This window comes from Streptomyces caniscabiei, from assembly GCF_014930365.1.
GTDB lineage: Bacteria > Actinomycetota > Actinomycetes > Streptomycetales > Streptomycetaceae > Streptomyces > Streptomyces caniscabiei.
Map to the genome: position 1 here is coordinate 382,806 of NZ_JABXWI010000008.1, position 17,127 is coordinate 399,932.

13 protein-coding genes are annotated in these 17,127 nt (G+C 72.0%); 10 read left to right on the top strand and 3 right to left on the bottom strand.

The window, feature by feature from the left end; translation table 11 throughout:
• The 7 genes from HW837_RS50390 (at position 1) to hypE (ending at position 6,440) form a co-directional block, all read left to right on the top strand.
• The gene (locus tag HW837_RS50390) at positions 1–105 is read left to right on the top strand and encodes a DUF6893 family small protein (protein ID WP_371271399.1); all 105 of its coding nucleotides are present in this window, start codon (positions 1–3) and stop codon (positions 103–105) included.
• A 146-nt stretch (positions 106–251) separates the two neighbouring features.
• Entirely contained in the window at positions 252–650 is a 399-nt protein-coding gene (hypA, locus tag HW837_RS23890) for a hydrogenase maturation nickel metallochaperone HypA (protein ID WP_193380242.1), read from the top strand.
• A gap of 3 nt (positions 651–653) precedes the next feature.
• Positions 654–1,454: a hydrogenase nickel incorporation protein HypB gene (gene hypB / locus HW837_RS23895; RefSeq protein ID WP_193380243.1), complete on the top strand. Its 801-nt coding sequence runs from the start codon at positions 654–656 to the stop codon at positions 1,452–1,454.
• On the top strand, positions 1,451–3,841 hold the full coding sequence (gene hypF, locus HW837_RS23900) for a carbamoyltransferase HypF (protein ID WP_193380244.1): 2,391 nt from the start codon (positions 1,451–1,453) through the stop codon (positions 3,839–3,841). The genes hypB and hypF overlap by 4 nt, the downstream gene beginning before the upstream one ends.
• A 31-nt stretch (positions 3,842–3,872) precedes the next feature.
• Positions 3,873–4,238 carry a HypC/HybG/HupF family hydrogenase formation chaperone gene (locus HW837_RS23905; RefSeq protein ID WP_045555485.1) on the top strand — a complete coding sequence of 122 codons (366 nt, stop codon included), beginning with the start codon at positions 3,873–3,875 and terminating at the stop codon, positions 4,236–4,238.
• Positions 4,235–5,362 (top strand): hydrogenase formation protein HypD, encoded by a 1,128-nt coding sequence (hypD, locus tag HW837_RS23910; protein ID WP_193380245.1) that lies wholly within the window; start codon positions 4,235–4,237, stop codon positions 5,360–5,362. Before HW837_RS23905 ends, hypD begins: the two co-directional genes overlap by 4 nt.
• The gene (gene hypE / locus HW837_RS23915) at positions 5,355–6,440 is read left to right on the top strand and encodes a hydrogenase expression/formation protein HypE (RefSeq protein ID WP_269153611.1); all 1,086 of its coding nucleotides are present in this window, start codon (positions 5,355–5,357) and stop codon (positions 6,438–6,440) included. Before hypD ends, hypE begins: the two co-directional genes overlap by 8 nt.
• A gap of 39 nt (positions 6,441–6,479) precedes the next feature.
• Here hypE and HW837_RS23920 read toward each other — a convergent pair whose 3' ends face one another.
• The 3 genes from HW837_RS23920 to HW837_RS49640 all read right to left on the bottom strand — a co-directional run bounded on the left by HW837_RS23920 (position 6,480) and on the right by HW837_RS49640 (position 8,832).
• Positions 6,480–6,863 (bottom strand): hypothetical protein, encoded by a 384-nt coding sequence (locus HW837_RS23920; RefSeq protein ID WP_060885997.1) that lies wholly within the window; start codon positions 6,861–6,863, stop codon positions 6,480–6,482.
• Between the two features lie 105 nt (positions 6,864–6,968).
• A complete protein-coding gene (locus HW837_RS23925) occupies positions 6,969–7,676 on the bottom strand; it encodes a hypothetical protein (protein ID WP_093789086.1) in 708 nt (235 codons plus the stop codon).
• Positions 7,677–7,941: 265 nt separating this feature from the next.
• The gene (locus HW837_RS49640) at positions 7,942–8,832 is read right to left on the bottom strand and encodes a calcium-binding protein (protein ID WP_045555481.1); all 891 of its coding nucleotides are present in this window, start codon (positions 8,830–8,832) and stop codon (positions 7,942–7,944) included.
• A gap of 636 nt (positions 8,833–9,468) precedes the next feature.
• On the opposite strand from HW837_RS49640, the gene HW837_RS23935 reads away from it, so the two are divergent.
• From HW837_RS23935 to HW837_RS48815, 3 genes are all read left to right on the top strand, one after another.
• Complete coding sequence (locus HW837_RS23935) at positions 9,469–13,737, top strand: HAMP domain-containing protein (RefSeq protein WP_093789087.1); 4,269 nt, start codon at positions 9,469–9,471, stop codon at positions 13,735–13,737.
• 76 nt (positions 13,738–13,813) lie between these two features.
• Positions 13,814–16,465: a SpoIIE family protein phosphatase gene (locus tag HW837_RS23940; RefSeq protein WP_093789088.1), complete on the top strand. Its 2,652-nt coding sequence runs from the start codon at positions 13,814–13,816 to the stop codon at positions 16,463–16,465.
• 140 nt (positions 16,466–16,605) lie between these two features.
• Positions 16,606–17,046, top strand: coding sequence for an ATP-binding protein (locus HW837_RS48815; protein WP_045555835.1), 441 nt, complete (start codon positions 16,606–16,608; stop codon positions 17,044–17,046).
• Positions 17,047–17,127: the final 81 nt, after the last annotated feature.

Below are 17,127 nucleotides of genomic sequence, written 5' to 3' on the forward strand. Positions count from 1 at the left end.
ATGAAGAAGATCGTCATCGGAGGAGCGGCCATGGCCGCCCTGGTAGCCGTCGCCGCCGAGGTCCTGCCGGACCTCAGGCGCTATCTGCGCATCCGACGGATGTGAGGCACGGCCGCCGGCCCGCGTGCCGTCCCGGTTGCGTCGAACGGCGTACCCGGCGACCCGTGACGGCGCGCCGGGCCGGGGGACCCGGACACGCACGCCTGTAATGAACCCCGGCGGAAGGCAGGCGGCGGAAGGATCACAGACCCATGCACGAGATGTCCGTCGCACTGGCCGTCGTCGACCAGGTCGCGGAGGCCGCCGACCGGGCCGGAGACATCACGGCGGTGCGTTCGGTACGGCTCCAGGTGGGCGAACTGGCCGGGGTGGTACCCGACTCCCTCACCTTCTGCTTCGAACTGGCCTGCTCCGGAACCCTGTTGGAAGGCGCCGAGCTGATCACCGAGGCGGTGCCGGGGCGGGCCCGCTGCACTCCCTGCGCACACGAGTGGGCCGTCGGCATGCCGCCCCAACTCACCTGTCCCGCGTGCGGCGGCACACGCACCGATCTGCTGGCGGGCCGGGAGCTGAGCATCGTCGACGTGCGCTGGGAGGACGGCGGCCCCGCGCAGCCGCCCACCCGCGAACCGATCTCCGAGGAGAGCTGAACCATGTGCCGTGTCGCCGACCTGCGCCAGGCCGTACTCGCGAAGAACGACGCGAGCGCCCACGAACTGCGTGCCGCCCTCACCGCCCGGGGCACCGCCGTCGTCAATCTGCTGTCCAGCCCGGGCAGCGGCAAGACCGCGCTGCTGGAGCAGGAACTGCTGCGGGCCCGCGAGCGGTCCGTTCCCGTGGCGGCGCTGAGCGCCGACCTCGCCACCGAGAACGACGCCATCCGGCTGGCGCGTTCGGGTGTCCCGGTCAAACAGGTGCTCACCGACGGACTGTGCCATCTGGAGGCGGGCATGCTCGCCGGGCACCTGGACGGCTGGCTGCCCGACGACGTGCGGCTGCTGTTCGTGGAGAACGTCGGCAACCTCGTCTGCCCCGCCTCCTACGACCTGGGGGAGACGCTGCGGGTCGCCCTCGCCTCCGTGACGGAGGGCGAGGACAAGCCGCTCAAGTACCCCACCGCCTTCGGGCTGGCCCAGCTGGTCGTGGTGACCAAGACGGACCTCGCGGAGGCCGTCGAGTTCGACGAGTTCGCGTTCCGCAAGAACCTGGAGCAGGTCAACCCCGGCGTCGAGGTGATCCTGACCTCGGCACGCCGGGGGTGGGGGGTGGGCGCCCTGCTCGACCGGGCGTTGGCCACGGCGGAAGGCACACCCGTCCACGCGCCGGTCATGGCCCGCCAGCCTCAGCACCACGGACATGGTCACGACCACAGCCACGGTGATGAGCACTCCCACGGCCACACCCATGACCCCGCCCCGGAGGCCGCCGAAGCCATGGCCCACCCCCAGTCGTGAGCGCTCCGCAGGCCCCGGCCGCCGTCACCGAGGACACCCGGCTGCGCCGCCGAGTCACCGTCCGGGGAGTCGTCCAGGGCGTGGGCTTCCGGCCCTACCTGTACGGCCTCGCCACCGAACTCGCCCTGGCCGGACATGTGACCAACACTCCGGAGGGTGTGATCGTCGAGGTCGAGGGCACCGCCTCGGCCGTGACCCGCTTCTGCGACCGGATCGCCGCGCAGGCGCCCCCGCTGGCCCGCGTCGACTCCGTCGACCACCGGGAGCTGCCTCCCGTCGGCGGGACGACCTTCACCATCCTCGCCTCCCACTCCGGCGGCCCGGCCCGCACCCTGATCTCCCCGGACACCGCCACCTGCGCCGACTGCCTCGCCGAACTGGCCGACCCCACCGACCGCCGGTACCGCCACCCGTTCGTCAACTGCACCCACTGCGGCCCGCGTTTCACCATCGTCACCGGGGTGCCCTACGACCGGGCCCACACCACCATGGCCGGCTTCGCGATGTGCCTCGACTGTGCCCGCGAGTACGGTGATCCGGCCGACCGGCGCTTCCACGCGCAGCCGGTCGCCTGCCCGGCGTGCGGGCCCCGGCTGCGGCTGCTTCTCGCCGACGAGTCCGGAACGAGGAGCGCCGACGGGGCGGACCCGGTCGTCGAGGCGCGCACCCTGCTGGCCCGCGGCGCCGTCGTCGCAGTGAAGGGCCTCGGCGGCTACCACCTGGCCTGCGACGCCACGAACCAGGCCGCCGTCGACCTGCTGCGACGCCGCAAGGCGCGCGGGGACAAGCCGTTCGCCGTCATGGCCCGGACGACGGACGACATCCGCCACCTCGTGCGCGTGGGCCCCGAGGAGCAGAACCTGCTGGAGAGCCGGGCCAGGCCGGTCGTCCTGATGAGACGGCGACCGCGGCCGGCGCACGCCGCCGACGGCGTACGGCCCGCCGAAGCCGTCGCGCCCGGCAGCCCCGATCTCGGCGTGATGCTGCCCTACACCCCCCTGCACCATCTGCTGCTCGGCCTGCCCGGCGACGCGGACGGCCCTCGGCTGCTCGTCATGACCAGCGGCAACCTTTCCGGGGAACCGATCGTCACGGACGACACCGAGGCACGGGAGCGGCTCGCGCAGCTGGCCGACGCCTGGCTCACCCACGACCGGCCGATCCACGTCCCGTGCGACGACTCCGTGGTCCGGGTCTGCGACGGGGAGCCCCTGGTGCTGCGCCGCTCCCGTGGCTACGCGCCGCTGCCGCTCACCCTCCCGCTGCCCGTGCGGCCGGCCCTCGCCGTCGGTGGCGACCTGAAGAACACCTTCTGCCTGGGATCGGGCCGCCACGCCTGGCTGTCGGCGCACATCGGCGACATGGACGACCTCGGCACCCAGCGGGCCTTCGCGCACGCGACGGCACAACTGGAGTCCCTCACCGGGGTGCGGCCCGAGACCCTGGTGTCCGACCGTCACCCCGGCTACCGCTCCGCCCGGTGGGCCGACCGCGAGGCGGCACGGCGGCCCGTCGTACGCGTCCAGCACCATCACGCGCACATCGCCGCGGCCATGGCCGAGCACGGGCTCGACGGCACCCGGCAGGTCATCGGCGTCGCCTTCGACGGCACGGGCCACGGTGACGACGGCGCCGTGTGGGGCGGGGAGTTCCTGCTCGCCGACTACGACCGGTTCACCAGGTTCGGGCACCTCGCCTACGTTCCGCTGCCCGGCGGCGACGCGGCCGTGCGGCGGCCGTACCGCATGGCCCTGGCCCATCTGCGGGCGGCCGGGATCGGCTGGGCCGACGACCTCGCCTGCACGGCGGCCTGTCCGCCCGACGAACTACCGCTGCTGGCACGGCAGTTGGAACGGAACCTCAACTGTGTGCCCACGTCCAGCATGGGCCGCCTCTTCGACGCCGTGTCCTCCCTCGCCGGGGTCTGCCACCGGGCCGGCTACGAGGCGCAGGCCGCCGTCGAGTGGGAGGCCGCGGCCCTGCGCGCACCGGCCGGGGACACCGAGGCGTACGCCTTCGCCCTCCACGACCCCGAGGGCGGCGAGGGCGGTGCCGTCCGGGCCGACCCGGCGCCCGTGCTCGCGGCGATCGTCGACGACCTGCGCGCGGGCGTCGCACCGGCGCTGGTCGCGGCCCGCTTCCACCGGGGTGTGGCCGCTCTGGTGCACGGCATGTGCCTGCGGGCGCGGGAGCGGCACGGCCTCGACACGGTCGTCCTCACGGGAGGCGTGTTCGCCAACACCCTGCTCTCGTCGGCCTGTTCATGCGCCCTGCGCGGGGACGGCTTCACGGTCCTGCGGCACCACCTGGTCCCGCCGGGCGACGGCGGTCTGGCACTGGGCCAGCTGATGGTGGCCGCCCGGACCGATTCCACCCCCACCGACTGAAGCACACGCGACCCACAGCGAGGAGAGGCTCATGTGCCTGGCGGTACCCGGCAGAGTGCTGGACATCGAGGAACGGGACGGCACCCGGATGGCCACCGTCGACTTCGGCGGAGTGGTCAAGGAGGTGTGCCTGGAGTACCTGCCCGACCTGCGGGTCGGCGAGTACGCCATCGTCCACGTCGGGTTCGCCCTGCAACGGCTGGACGAGGAGTCGGCCCGCCAGACCCTGGAACTCTTCGCCGAACTCGGCATGTTGCAGGAGGAGTTCGGCGACGCCTGGGAGATGGCGGCGGCGGAGGCGGGCGTGGAACCGGTGGCGGAGGCGCCGCTGGCGGAGGTGCCGGTGGCGGGAGCCCCGGTGGCAGAGGTGTCGGCGGAAGAGGTGCGCAACCGGTGAAGTACATCGACGAGTTCCAGGACCCGGAGCTGGCGCGGCGGCTCCTCGACGACATCCGTGCCACGGTCACCAGGCCGTGGGCCCTGATGGAGGTGTGCGGAGGACAGACGCACAGCATCATCCGGCACGGTATCGATCAACTCCTCCCTGACGAGCTGGAGTTGATCCACGGACCCGGCTGTCCTGTGTGCGTCACCCCGCTGGAGGTCATCGACAAGGCGCTGGAGATCGCCTCACGACCGGAGGTGATCTTCTGCTCCTTCGGCGACATGCTCCGGGTGCCGGGCACCGGCCGGGACCTGTTCCAGGTCCGGGGGGAGGGCGGCGACGTACGGGTCGTGTACTCGCCGCTCGACGCGCTGCGCATCGCCCAGCGGAACCCGGACCGCGAGGTGGTGTTCTTCGGTATCGGCTTCGAGACCACCGCGCCGCCCAACGCCATGACGGTCCATCAGGCCCGCAAGCTGGGCATCGGGAACTTCAGCATGCTGGTGTCCCACGTCCGCGTACCTCCCGCCATCGAGGCGATCATGTCCTCGCCGAGCTGCCGGGTGCAGGGCTTCCTCGCCGCCGGGCACGTCTGCAGCGTGATGGGGGTGGAGGAGTACCCGGAACTCGCCGAGCGCTTCCGCGTCCCCATCGTCGTGACGGGCTTCGAGCCGCTGGACATCCTCGAAGGCGTACGCCAGGCCGTGCGCCAGCTGGAACGCGGCGAGCACACCGTCGACAACGCCTACGCCCGAGCCGTCCGCCCGGAGGGCAACCAGGCCGCCCGGGCCATGCTGGAGGACGTCTTCGAGGTCACCGACCGGGCCTGGCGCGGGATCGGGGTGATCCCCGACAGCGGTTGGCGGCTGGCGCCCGCGTACCGCGACCACGACGCCGAGCACCGCTTCGCGGTCGGCGGGATCCGGACGGTCGAGCCCGCCGAGTGCCGCAGCGGAGAAGTCCTCCAGGGCCTGCTCAAGCCGCACGAATGCGAGGCCTTCGGCACGCTGTGCACACCGCGCACACCCCTGGGGGCCACGATGGTCTCCAGCGAGGGGGCCTGCGCCGCGTACTACCTCTACCGGCGGCTGGACATGCCCGCCGCCAAGGCCCGGGAGGCGAGCCCCGTTGTCTGACACCACCACCGATCTCCCCGCCCCCACCCCCCTGGACATCGAGGCGTGGACGTGCCCGGCCCCCGTCCGTGACAGGCCCCGCGTCGTCATGGGGCACGGCGGCGGGGGAGCCCTCTCCGCCGAACTCGTCGAGCAGATCTTCGCACCGGCCTACGGCGGCGATGTGCTCGCCCAGATGGGTGACGCGGCCGTTCTCGCGCTGGGCGGGGCCCGGCTGGCGTTCTCCACCGACTCCTATGTGGTGCGGCCGCTGTTCTTCCCCGGCGGCAGCATCGGCGACCTCGCGGTGAACGGCACCGTCAACGACCTCGCCATGCGCGGCGCCCGCGCCGCCTACCTCTCCTGCGGGTTCATCCTGGAGGAGGGCGTGGAGCTGGACGTGGTCGGCCGGGTCGCCCGGGCGCTGGGCGAGGCCGCCCGCACCGCCGGGGTGGAGGTGGCCACCGGCGACACCAAGGTGGTGGAGGCCGGCCACGGCGACGGGGTCTACGTCAACACGGCCGGCATCGGTCTCGTACCGGCCGGCGTCGATCTGCGGCCCCAGCGGGTCGTCCCCGGTGACGTCGTGATCGTCAGTGGCGCCATCGGCGTCCACGGGGTGGCGATCATGAGCGTGCGGGAAGGGCTGGAGTTCGGCGTGGAGATCAAGAGCGACTGCGCGGCCCTCGGCGGTCTGGTCGACGCGATGCTCGCCGTCACCCCTGATCTGCACGTCCTGCGCGATCCCACCCGGGGCGGTCTGGCGGCGGCGCTCAACGAGATCGCGGCGGCCTCGGGGACCGGGGTCGTCATCACGGAACGCGACGTCCCGGTCCCGCCGGCCGTGGCCAACGCCTGCGCCATTCTCGGACTGGACCCCATGTACATCGCCAACGAGGGGAAGCTCGTCGCCTTCGTACCGCGCGAGCGCGCCGACGCCGTCCTCGAAGCCATGCGGGCCCACCCGCTGGGCGCGGGATCCATGATCATCGGTGAGGTCGTCGAGGGGCATCCCGGCATGGTCGTGGCCCGCACCGGGCTGGGCGGAACGCGGGTGGTCGATCTGCCGATCGGGGAGCAGTTGCCGCGCATCTGCTGATGCGCGGCCACGCGTCGCCGGACGGGGCCGCCGACCCCGTCAGGTCCCAGGAGGCTCGTCCTGCGGGTCCTGCGGGTCCACACCGGTCACGGCGTCGGCGTCCTTGGTGCCGCTGGGGCGCTGGGAACGTCCCCTGCGGCCGGTGTCCCGGCGGCCCTTCTCGTCCGCGTCGCCGTACTCCTCGCCGCGTGTCCCCTCGCTCTTCGCCCTGTCACCGGGGACGGACCTGGTCTCCTGCGCGGACTTCTTCCGGCCCGGGCCCGGTTCGCCGGCGTGCTCGGCACGGAAGGAGCGCGGGGCGCTCGGGTTGTCCTGCTGACGGGTCTCGTCCACATCGGGCGACCAGCCGTGCTGCTCGGTGCCCCGGTGCCGGCTGGGGCCCTTGCCGTGCGGCGGCTCGGACGAACGTGGTTTCTTCGACATGGTCCGACCTGTCTGTTCGTGGGCGGTGGGGGCGGCGCTCATATGTCGCTGCGATGGGTAAATTATCCCTCCTTGTCATGGTTCGGGCGCGGTGAGCGTGCTCGCTCAGGGGGTGAAGACCTCGTCGAGGCGGTCGATGGCCCCGTTGTCGCCGAGGTGGTAGGTGAAGACGAGTCCGGAGTCCGGATGGGCCTCGATCCAGTCCAGGAACTCCTGCACGCCGATGGGCTGGTTCGTCGTGCTCTGAACGACGGGGTCGGTCACGGTGATGGCCGCGGCCTGGTCCATCGGGATGTACGTCTCCTTGCCGACCGTCTCGAAGGGGGCGCCGTCCGAGTCTGGGGTGCCGCATCCCCAGTTGCCGTGCTTGACGATCAGGCTCAGGGATCCGCCTTCGGGCGTGTAGCGGTAGACCGCGATCTCGTCGGGGGAGATGGGCATCTTGTGGTCGCAGCCGTCATCGACGCCACCGCCACCGCCGCTGCTGCCGCCGCCCGAGGCCGTGGAGCCCGTCGCGTCGGCGGCGGGCGGCTTCGAGGCGTCCGGGTCGGCCCCGGACTTCCCGGTGCCGGCGTCCGGGGTCGCGGACGCCTTCGCGTCAGGTGTCCCGGCCGTACCCCCGCTCTTTCCGCCGGCCTTGTCCTGGGTCCCGCCCGTCGCCGTCGCGCTCGCCTTCGCGTCCCCGTCGGCGGCCTCCGCACCGCCGTCCCCCGAGCAGCCGGTCAGACTCAGCGCCCCCGCGGCGCAGACGCTCAGCACGATCGCCCTGACGGTGCCGGGTCTGCGGCGGGTCTTCCTCGGTGTCACGTTCATGGCGCGTCCCCCTCCTGCTTGTTCGCGATCTCCGTGAGCCCCGTCGGCTCGGGAGAAAGGGACGATTTTCGGCCGTAGGCAGTTGCACGTCCTGGCCGAATTCTGCATGCCGGCTCCGGTGCCCTCACCGGCGGGGCACCGGGCACGCCGTCACCCTCACCGCACGCCGAGGGCAGTGACGTCGGGGGCACCACGTCGTCCTGTGGGCGGGAACGTCGGCGGGGCCGGATCGCGTCTCCGTGCGATCCGGCCCCGCCCCGTCACCTCACGCCTCGCAGGCGCTCCTGGTGTCGTTCGTGTCGGCCGTGCAGGTGTCCGTGTTGGTGCCCCCGTTGAGGGAGTCGTTCCCGAACACGCCGTCCACGGCGTCGAGGGTGTCGTTGCCCGCCCCGCCGCTGTGGCTGTCGCCGCCGGCGCCACCGACGAGGGTGTCGTTGCCCGCGCCGCCCACGAGGAGGTCGTTGCCGCCGAAGCCGGACAGGATGTCGCCCGCCGTGCCGCCGGTGAGCGTGTCGCCGAACGGGCTGCCGTAGACGATCTCGACGTCCGTGAGGACGTTGTCCCCCTCGCCGCCGATGCCGTCGTCGGCGGCGTTGTCGATGTCGACGACCACCCCGGAGCCGCTCTCCAGGTAGCTGGCGATGTCGCTGGCGCCGCCCCCGCCGCTGAGCCGGTCCGCGCCCGTGCCGCCGATGAGGAGGTCGAAGGTGACGCCGCCGTTCAGGGTGTCGTTCCCCGGGCCGCCGTTGAGGATGTTGCTGCCCGGGCTGGGGCCGCCGTTGATGACGTCGTTGCCGGACTCGCCCTTCAGGTCACCGCGGACGTTGCCGGTCTTGGTGACGATGTCGTTGCCGTCACCGGCGTTGACCACGACCGTGTCGGAGTTGAGGTTCACCGGGCAGACCACCGACCCGTTGACCTGGACCGAGCAGCCGACCCCGGCGGTCAGGGTGTCGGCGGTGTCCTGGATGACGACGTTGCTTCCGGACAGGCTGACCGTGATGTTGTTGGCGCGCCCCGCCGCCGCGTTGACGACCACGTTGGTCCCGCTCTTGAAGACACCCGTGGCCGCGCTCGCGGGCCCTCCGGTCAACGTCACCGCGGACGCGGCCATCACCGCGACCACCAGGACCCGGAGTAACGCTTCTCTTCCCATGGACTCCCTCTCGCTTGCGTTCGTCGAGCCACGCGCACCACCGGTGCGCCGGGCCGCCCCCACGGTCCCCGGGGGGCCTGGGGCGGCGCATGGGGGATGGGCCCCCATATACGGCGCGCGCGGGCGCGCGGAGCGGGGGTACGAGCGGGCGCCTGCTCCTCGGCCGTCGACGACGGGGTCGACGGGCGGAGCGGTGGATGGCCGGGAAGGTCCGGACGGTGGACCGGACGGTGGACCGGACGGTGGACTGGGCAGGGGTCCGGACGGTGGACTGGACAGCGCGCCGGGCGCCAGGTCTGGGGGCGGGTCGTACCGGGGCGGACAGGTGGCCGGAAAGCGGCTGAAAGCACCCTTGCCGAGGCGGTCTCGGGGCACGGCCGGCGGCGGCGCGAAACCATCCCGAGTGCCCCGCGAAACGGTGGGTATTCCGCCTGGGGAGGTATCTTTTCGGGGCGGCCGGGATCTTCGCGACCGGCTTTGGTTGTCGGACGACAACTGCGTTAACCTTCACCGGATTTTCTCATCCGGCCGTTCCGTGAACTGCGGAAATCCGGCCGGTGAGCGGGCCCTGCACGGCCCGGCGCGGGTTCCGAGTCCTCGGCGCGAGGGCTCTTGGGGAGCGGAACGAGGGTGCGCATGAGCGGCAAGACGACCGAGACCGCCGAACGGGCTCCGGGAGAGCAGGAGCTACGACAGCTCCTGGCCGGACTGACCGCCGTGCGGGACGGCGACTTCGGCACCCGGCTGCCGTCCGACGGCGAGGGGTTGCTCGGCGACATCGCCACCGTCTTCAACGGCATGGTGGACCAGCTGTCCGTGTTCACCTCGGAGGTCACCCGGGTGGCCCGCGAGGTCGGCACCGAGGGCACGCTCGGCGGTCAGGCCGAGGTGCCGGGCGTCTCCGGCACCTGGGCCGACCTCACCGACTCGGTCAACGCCATGGCGGGCAACCTGACCACCCAGGTGCGCGACATCGCGCAGGTGGCGACCGCCGTCGCCCGGGGCGACCTGTCACAGAAGATCGACGTCCCGGCGCGTGGCGAGATCCTTCAGCTGAAGGAGACCGTCAACACGATGGTCGACCAGCTCTCCGCTTTCGCCGACGAGGTCACCCGGGTCGCCCGGGAGGTCGGCAGCGAGGGCCGGCTCGGCGGTCAGGCCCAGGTGCCCGGCGTCGGCGGCGTCTGGCGCGACCTGACCGATTCGGTCAACTTCATGGCGGGGAACCTCACTTCGCAGGTCCGCAACATCGCCCAGGTGACCACGGCGGTGGCCGAGGGCGATCTCTCGCAGAAGATCACGGTCGACGCCCGCGGCGAGATCCAGGAGCTGAAGAACACCATCAACACGATGGTGGACCAGCTGTCCGGGTTCGCCGACGAGGTCACGCGCGTCGCCCGGGAGGTCGGCACCGAGGGACGGCTCGGCGGGCAGGCGGACGTCAAGGGTGTGAAGGGCACCTGGCGCGACCTCACGGACTCCGTGAACTTCATGGGGGCCAACCTCACCTCCCAGGTCCGCAACATCGCCCAGGTGGCCACGGCGGTGGCTCAGGGCGACCTCTCCCAGAAGATCACCGTGGATGCCCGTGGTGAGATCCTGCAGCTCAAGGACACCATCAACACGATGGTGGACCAGCTGTCCGGCTTCGCCGACGAGGTCACCCGTGTCGCCCGCGAGGTCGGCACGGAAGGCAACCTGGGCGGTCAGGCCATCGTCCGGGGCGCGTCGGGGACCTGGAAGGACCTGACCGACAACGTCAACGTGATGGCGTCGAACCTGACCGGCCAGGTCCGCTCGATCGCCCAGGTCGCCACCGCCGTCGCGCGCGGCGACCTCTCCCAGAAGATCACGGTCGAGGCCAAGGGCGAGGTCGCGGCCCTCGCGGACGTCATCAACACCATGGTCGACACGCTCTCCGCGTTCGCGGACGAAGTCACCCGCGTCGCCCGCGAGGTCGGTACCGAGGGACGGCTCGGCGGCCAGGCGCACGTGCCGAACGTCGCCGGCACCTGGAAGGACCTCACCGACAACGTCAACTCGATGGCCAACAACCTCACCGGCCAGGTCCGCAACATCGCCCTGGTCACGACGGCGGTGGCCAACGGCGACCTGTCGAAGAAGATCGACGTCGACGCGCGCGGCGAGATCCTGGAGCTGAAGACCACCATCAACACGATGGTCGACCAGCTGTCGTCGTTCGCCGCGGAGGTCACCCGCGTCGCCCGTGAGGTCGGCAGTGAGGGCCGGCTCGGCGGACAGGCCGAGGTGGAGGGCGTCGAGGGCACCTGGAAGCGGCTCACCGAGAACGTCAACGGACTGGCCGGCAACCTCACCCGGCAGGTCCGCGCGATCGCCGAGGTCACCAGCGCCGTCGCCGAGGGCGATCTGACCCGCTCCATCACCGTGGAGGCCTCCGGCGAGGTCGCCGACCTCAAGGACAACATCAACTCCATGGTGGAGTCCCTGCGCGAGACCACCCGGGCCAACCAGGAGCAGGACTGGCTCAAGACCAACCTCGCCCGGATCTCCGGCCTGATGCAGGGCCACCGCGATCTGCCCGTCGTCGCCGAACTCATCATGGACGAGCTCGCGCCGCTGGCCTCCGCCCAGTACGGCGCCTTCTACCTCGCCGAGGACACCGAACGCGGCCCCGAACTGCGGCTGGTGGGCTCCTACGGCTACCCCGACGACACCGACCGGCCCGAGCGCATTCCCGTCGGCCGCTCCCTGGTCGGGCAGGCGGCGCGCAACCGCCGTCCCATCAGCGTCGAGGAACTGCCGCCGGGCTATGTGACCATCTCCTCCGGACTCGGACAGGCCGTGCCCAGTGCCCTGGTGGTGCTGCCCATCGTCGTGGAGGACCAGGTCCTCGGCGTCATCGAACTGGGCTCCGTCACCCCCTTCACCCAGATCCACCAGGACTTCCTCAGCCAGCTGATGCCGACCATCGGCGTCAACCTCAACACCATCGTGGCCAACGCCCGCACCGACGAACTGCTGGGGGAGTCCCAGCGGCTGACCGCCGAACTCCAGGCACGGTCCGAGGAGTTGCAGGTCCAGCAGGACGAACTCCAGCGCTCCAACGCCGAACTGGAGGAGAAGGCCTCCCTGCTCGCCTCGCAGAACAGCGACATCGAGGCCAAGAACCTGGAGATCGAACAGGCGCGGCAGGAGCTGGAGACCCGCGCACAGCAGCTGGCCCTGGCGTCCAAGTACAAGTCGGAGTTCCTGGCGAACATGAGCCACGAACTGCGCACCCCGCTCAACAGCCTGCTGATCCTCGCCCAGTTGCTCGCCCAGAACCCCTCACGCAACCTCACGCCCAAGCAGGTCGAGTACGCGGGCATCATCCACTCGGCCGGCTCGGACCTGCTGCAGCTGATCAACGACATCCTCGACCTGTCCAAGGTCGAGGCGGGCAAGATGGACGTCGCCCCCGAGCGCGTCCCGCTGCGCAAGCTCCTGGAGTACGTCGAGGCCACGTTCCGTCCGATGACGTCGCAGAAGAACCTGGACTTCGCGGTGGCCACCGCACCGGGCACGCCCGCCGACCTGCTCACCGACGACTCCCGGCTCCGGCAGATCCTGCGCAACCTGCTGTCGAACGCGGTGAAGTTCACCGAGGACGGCGGCGTCACCCTGCGTATCGAACCCGCCGTGGACCGCGAGATCCCCGTGAGCGTCCTGCGGGGCGGTCCCGTCGTGGCGTTCCGGGTCGAGGACACCGGCATCGGCATCCCCCAGCAGCAGTTGGAGACGATCTTCGGGGCGTTCCAGCAGGCGGACGGCACCACCAGCCGCAAGTACGGCGGCACCGGCCTCGGCCTGTCGATCACCCGGGAGATCGCCCATCTGCTCGGCGGCGCCGTCACCGTCGACAGCACACCCGGGCAGGGCAGCACCTTCACCCTCTACCTGCCCGTGGCGCGCGACGACTTCGAGGAACTGCTCGACGGCGACGGCCGGCCGACGGAGCACCCGGACACCACCGGCCGTGACCTCCCGTCGGCGTCCCGGCCGGAGCTCGCGTCCGCGGCGGTGCCCGAGCAGCGCCGACGCCGTCTGCTGGTCGTCGAGGACCGCCCCCGCGGACTGCTGACCCTCGTCGCCGAACGCGCCGTCGCGGACCTCGCGTCCGACGGCGACCCCCTCGGCGCCATCGACATCATCACCGCCGTCGGAGCACAGGAGGCCGCGAGCACCCTGGCCGCCGAACCCTGCCACTGCGTCGTCCTCGAACTCGCCCTGTCCGACGACGAGGGTGCGCGTCTGCTGGAGGCCATGGAGGGCGACTCGGCACTCGCCAGCGTCCCCGTCCTCGTGCACACCGGCCACCGGGTGGACCTGGCGCACGAACAGGCGCTGCGCTCCCGTGCGGACGGCCGCCCGCTGGACTTCCTCTCCAGCCTGGACGAACTGCGCGAACGCATCACCCTGCACCTGTCCGCCGAGGAGCCGGGGGACGTGCTGTCCCTGGTGCGCGCCGAGGAGAACCAGCGCCCCGCCGAGCAGGTCGTCGACGGCGCCTTCCTCGGCCGCAAGGTCCTCGTGGTCGACGACGACGCCCGTAACCTCTTCGCCCTGAGCGGGATGCTGGAACTCCACGGCTTCCACGTCCTGCACGCCGACAACGGCCGCCGGGGCATCGAGATGCTGCTCGCCCACCCGGACGTCTCGCTGGTGCTGATGGACGTGATGATGCCCGAGATGGACGGGTACACCGCGACCTCGGAGATCCGTGCGATGCCCCAGTACGCCGACCTGCCCATCATCGCCGTCACCGCGAAGGCCATGCCCGGGGATCAGGAGAAGAGCCTCGCGTCGGGCGCGAACGACTACGTCACCAAGCCGGTCGACACCGGTGACCTCATCGGCCGCGTCCGACGGTGGCTGACCGTATGACGGGGCGTCACATCGCCGCGCGCACCAGCCCACCGCGTGGCGTCCCGCGACGCCCGAGCCGAGGAACAGGTCAACCGTGAGCAACCCCCACCAGCCGGCCGCGCCGCCGCACGCCGACGACGCGCCGGACCAGCCGTCGTCGGCCGCCGCGCCGGACGAGCCGTCGGCGGTCGCCGCGCCGGATTCGCCGGGTGCCGACGGGCCGAGCGCGACCGACGCGCCGCCTACGACTGACGCCCTGCCCCTGACCGGCGACCCGCACGGGGTCGCCGGCCCTCCCGCGGCCGGCCACCAGCTTCCCGCCGACCACCAGCGCGCGGTCGACGACCCGGCCGCGGTCGATGTGACCGCTCTGGACACCAAGGCGCAGTCCTCGCCCGTCGGCCGGCTCGCCGCGACCGTGGAGCGGTTGCGGCGTGAGGTGCAGGCGGCCCAGGCGGAGGCCGACGGGCGGGCCGTGATCGAACTGGCCAAGGGCATCCTCGTCGAGCGGCTCGGGTGCGGGCCGGCCCAGGCCGCTCTGCAACTCGCCGAACTGACCGAACAAGCGGGCGTGACACCGCTGGAGTTCGCCGTCGAGGTGATCAACCAGGCCGCCCGCGACCGGCTCTCCGAGATGACGACCGCCCTGCTCGCGACCACCACGGGCCGGGACGACGCCGACGAGGCACCGGACAGCGGCTCCCTCGCCGTCCGGCTGCGGACCGCCGAGAGCGCCGCGCTGGCCGCCCACGACGCCCAGGCCGTGGCCGACTCCCTCCTGGAACACGCCCTGACCCCGCTCGGCGCCGAAGCCGTGGCGATCTGGGCGCTGGGCGCCGACGGCTCCCTCACCCTCGCCGGCAGCGCCGGTTTCTCGGCCGCCGAGGCGACCCGCTGGCGGTACGTCCCGCCGGGCGTGGTCACCGTCGCCCGCCGCGGACTCGGCGACCGGGCCGGTCAGTGGATCGCCAGCCTGTCGCAGACCGGCCTGCCCTCCATCGGCCGGCACCACCATCCCGACGGCGGCCGGGTCGCCGTACCCGCCGGCACCGGCGGCCGTATCCACGGAGTGCTGGAGATCGTCTGGCCCACCCCGCTGGAGGCCCAGCCCCCGCAGATCGTCCGCCAGGTCGAGGCCCTGGCCGAACTCTGCGCCCACACCCTGGGAACCCTGGCCCCGCCGCGCGGCGAGGGCGACGCGCGGCCCGGGACCCTGCCCGACGTCGCCGAACTGATGGACCTCGCCGACGGTCTCCACGACCCCGCCCTGGTGCTCGTCCCGCACCTGGACGCCACCGGGGAACTGGTCGACTTCCGCATCCACCACGTCAACAGCCGCTTCCTCGACCCGGCCGGCCGGCCCCGGGGCGTCGTCAACGGAGCCCTGCTCCTGGAGACGTATCCCATGGCCGCCGGTGAGAGCGAACTGTTCGAGCAGGTCGAACGTGTCTACGCCACCGGTGAGCCGTTCCGCGCCCGGCGCATGCGGCTCACCTCGCTCGTGGAGGACGTCCCGCTGGCGGCGGTCGCCGACATCAACATCACCCGGCACGGCGGCAGCGTCCTGCTCATCTGGCGCATAGAGGACGAGACCGCACGGCTGGCGAGTCTGCTCCAGCACGCCCAGCGCCTCGGCCGCATCGGCGGGTTCGAGGAGAACCTCGTCACCGGCGAGATCACCTGGAACGGCCAGCTCTACAGCCTCTACGGCAAACCCTCCATCAGCGGACCCGTCCCGCTGGAGGACCTGCCCGCCCACGCCCACCCCGACGACGCCGTCGCCATCGGCCGGTTCCTGCGCACCCTGCTGCACCACCGCCGCTCCGCGTCCGCGGCCTTCCGGCTCCAGCGGCCCGACGGCGTCACCCGGCACATCCGTGTGGTCGCCGAGCCGGTCCTCGACTCCGACGGCCGGCTCTTCGTCGTCCGGGGCGCCTACCAGGACATCTCCGCCCACCACTGGACGGAGGTCGCCCTCGCCGCCACCCGCGACCAACTCGCCCACTCCGAGCAGCAGGCCAGCGAACGCGACCGGCTCACCCTCCAGCTCCAGCACGCGATCATGCCCCCGGCCCAGGCCCCGCTGGAGGCCCCCGGACTGCGCGTGGCCGTCCGCTACCGGCCCGCCGAGACCCAGCACCTGGTGGGCGGCGACTGGTACGACGCCGTCGTGCTGCCCTCTGGGCTGGTGCTGCTGTGCGTGGGGGACGTCGCCGGGCACGGCATAGAGGCGGCCACCAGCATGGTCGTCCTGCGCAACGCGCTGCGCGGTCTCGCCGTGACCGGTGCCGGACCGGGCCAGTTGCTGGCCTGGCTCAACATGGTGGCCCACCACCTGACCGGATCCGTCACCGCCACGGCCGTCTGCGGCCTCTACGACCCCCACCGCCACACCCTGCGCTGGGCCAGGGCGGGCCATCTCCCGCCCGTCCTCGTCCGCGCGGCCGAGGCGACGCCGCTGCCCCTGGTCAAGGGCCTGCTGCTCGGCGCCCTGCCCGAGGCGACGTACGAGGAACACGAACTGCAACTGGCCGTCGACGACACCCTGCTGATGTACACCGACGGCCTGATCGAACGCCGTGACCGTTCCGTGGAGGAATCCCTGGCGCAGCTGCTCACCGCCGCCCGCACCGTGCCCCCCACGCTCGACCAGCAGTTGGACCGTCTCCTCACCTACAGCAGGTCCGACACCGACGACGACACCTGTCTCGTGGGCGTCCGGGTGGCGCAGGCCGTACCGGACTGATCACCGCGTCCGGCACGACCACCGTAGGAGGGAACGTCTGCGGGAGCGGTTGGCGGGCACACGGTGTGTACGAGACCACGTCGGACGGGAGAACGGGGAAGTCGGTGACGAACAAGAGGACGGGTACCGGAGCGACGGGCATCAGGGCGAAGGGATGGGCGCACTCGTTTCCCGTGTCGGGAGGCGTGCACGCCGGACGGCGGTGGACACGCAGGCAGTTGGAGTCACTCCCATGGACGGCGGACGAGCCCGAGACGGTGGACGCCGTCATCCTGGCCGTCTCCGAACTGCTCACCAACGCGCACATCCACGCGCACAGCGACGCGCGGCTGATCCTCACCTGGGACGGCGACTGCCTGCACGTGAACGTCCACGACGAGGACCCGACCCTGCCGCGCCTGCGCACCCCTCAGGCGGGGGAGACCTCCGGTCGCGGCGTGGGGATCGTACGGATGCTCGCCGACACCGTGGAGATGAGGTGCCAGCGGCACGGCAAGACGGTCTCGGCCTGTTTCCGTCCGACGGGCTCTCAGTCCCCGGGCTCTCAGTCACCGGGCGGCGCCCGGCCGGACGACGGTTGAGCCGTTCCGCGCCGGCGAGTTATACGATGACGTGTCCGTTGCCCGCCGTCCCGTACGGACGGGGAGCCGGGGGTCGGGGAC

Excerpts from the sequence above, each read along its gene's own strand:
- HW837_RS50390 (WP_371271399.1), top strand. The coding sequence starts at position 1 with ATGAAGAAGATCGTCATCGGAGGAGCGGCCATGGCCGCCCTGGTAGCC.
- hypA (WP_193380242.1), top strand. The coding sequence starts at position 252 with ATGCACGAGATGTCCGTCGCACTGGCCGTCGTCGACCAGGTCGCGGAG.
- hypB (WP_193380243.1), top strand. The coding sequence starts at position 654 with ATGTGCCGTGTCGCCGACCTGCGCCAGGCCGTACTCGCGAAGAACGAC.
- HW837_RS23905 (WP_045555485.1), top strand. The coding sequence starts at position 3,873 with ATGTGCCTGGCGGTACCCGGCAGAGTGCTGGACATCGAGGAACGGGAC.
- HW837_RS23920 (WP_060885997.1), bottom strand. The coding sequence starts at position 6,863 with ATGTCGAAGAAACCACGTTCGTCCGAGCCGCCGCACGGCAAGGGCCCC.
- HW837_RS23925 (WP_093789086.1), bottom strand. The coding sequence starts at position 7,676 with ATGAACGTGACACCGAGGAAGACCCGCCGCAGACCCGGCACCGTCAGG.
- HW837_RS49640 (WP_045555481.1), bottom strand. The coding sequence starts at position 8,832 with ATGGGAAGAGAAGCGTTACTCCGGGTCCTGGTGGTCGCGGTGATGGCC.
- HW837_RS23935 (WP_093789087.1), top strand. The coding sequence starts at position 9,469 with ATGAGCGGCAAGACGACCGAGACCGCCGAACGGGCTCCGGGAGAGCAG.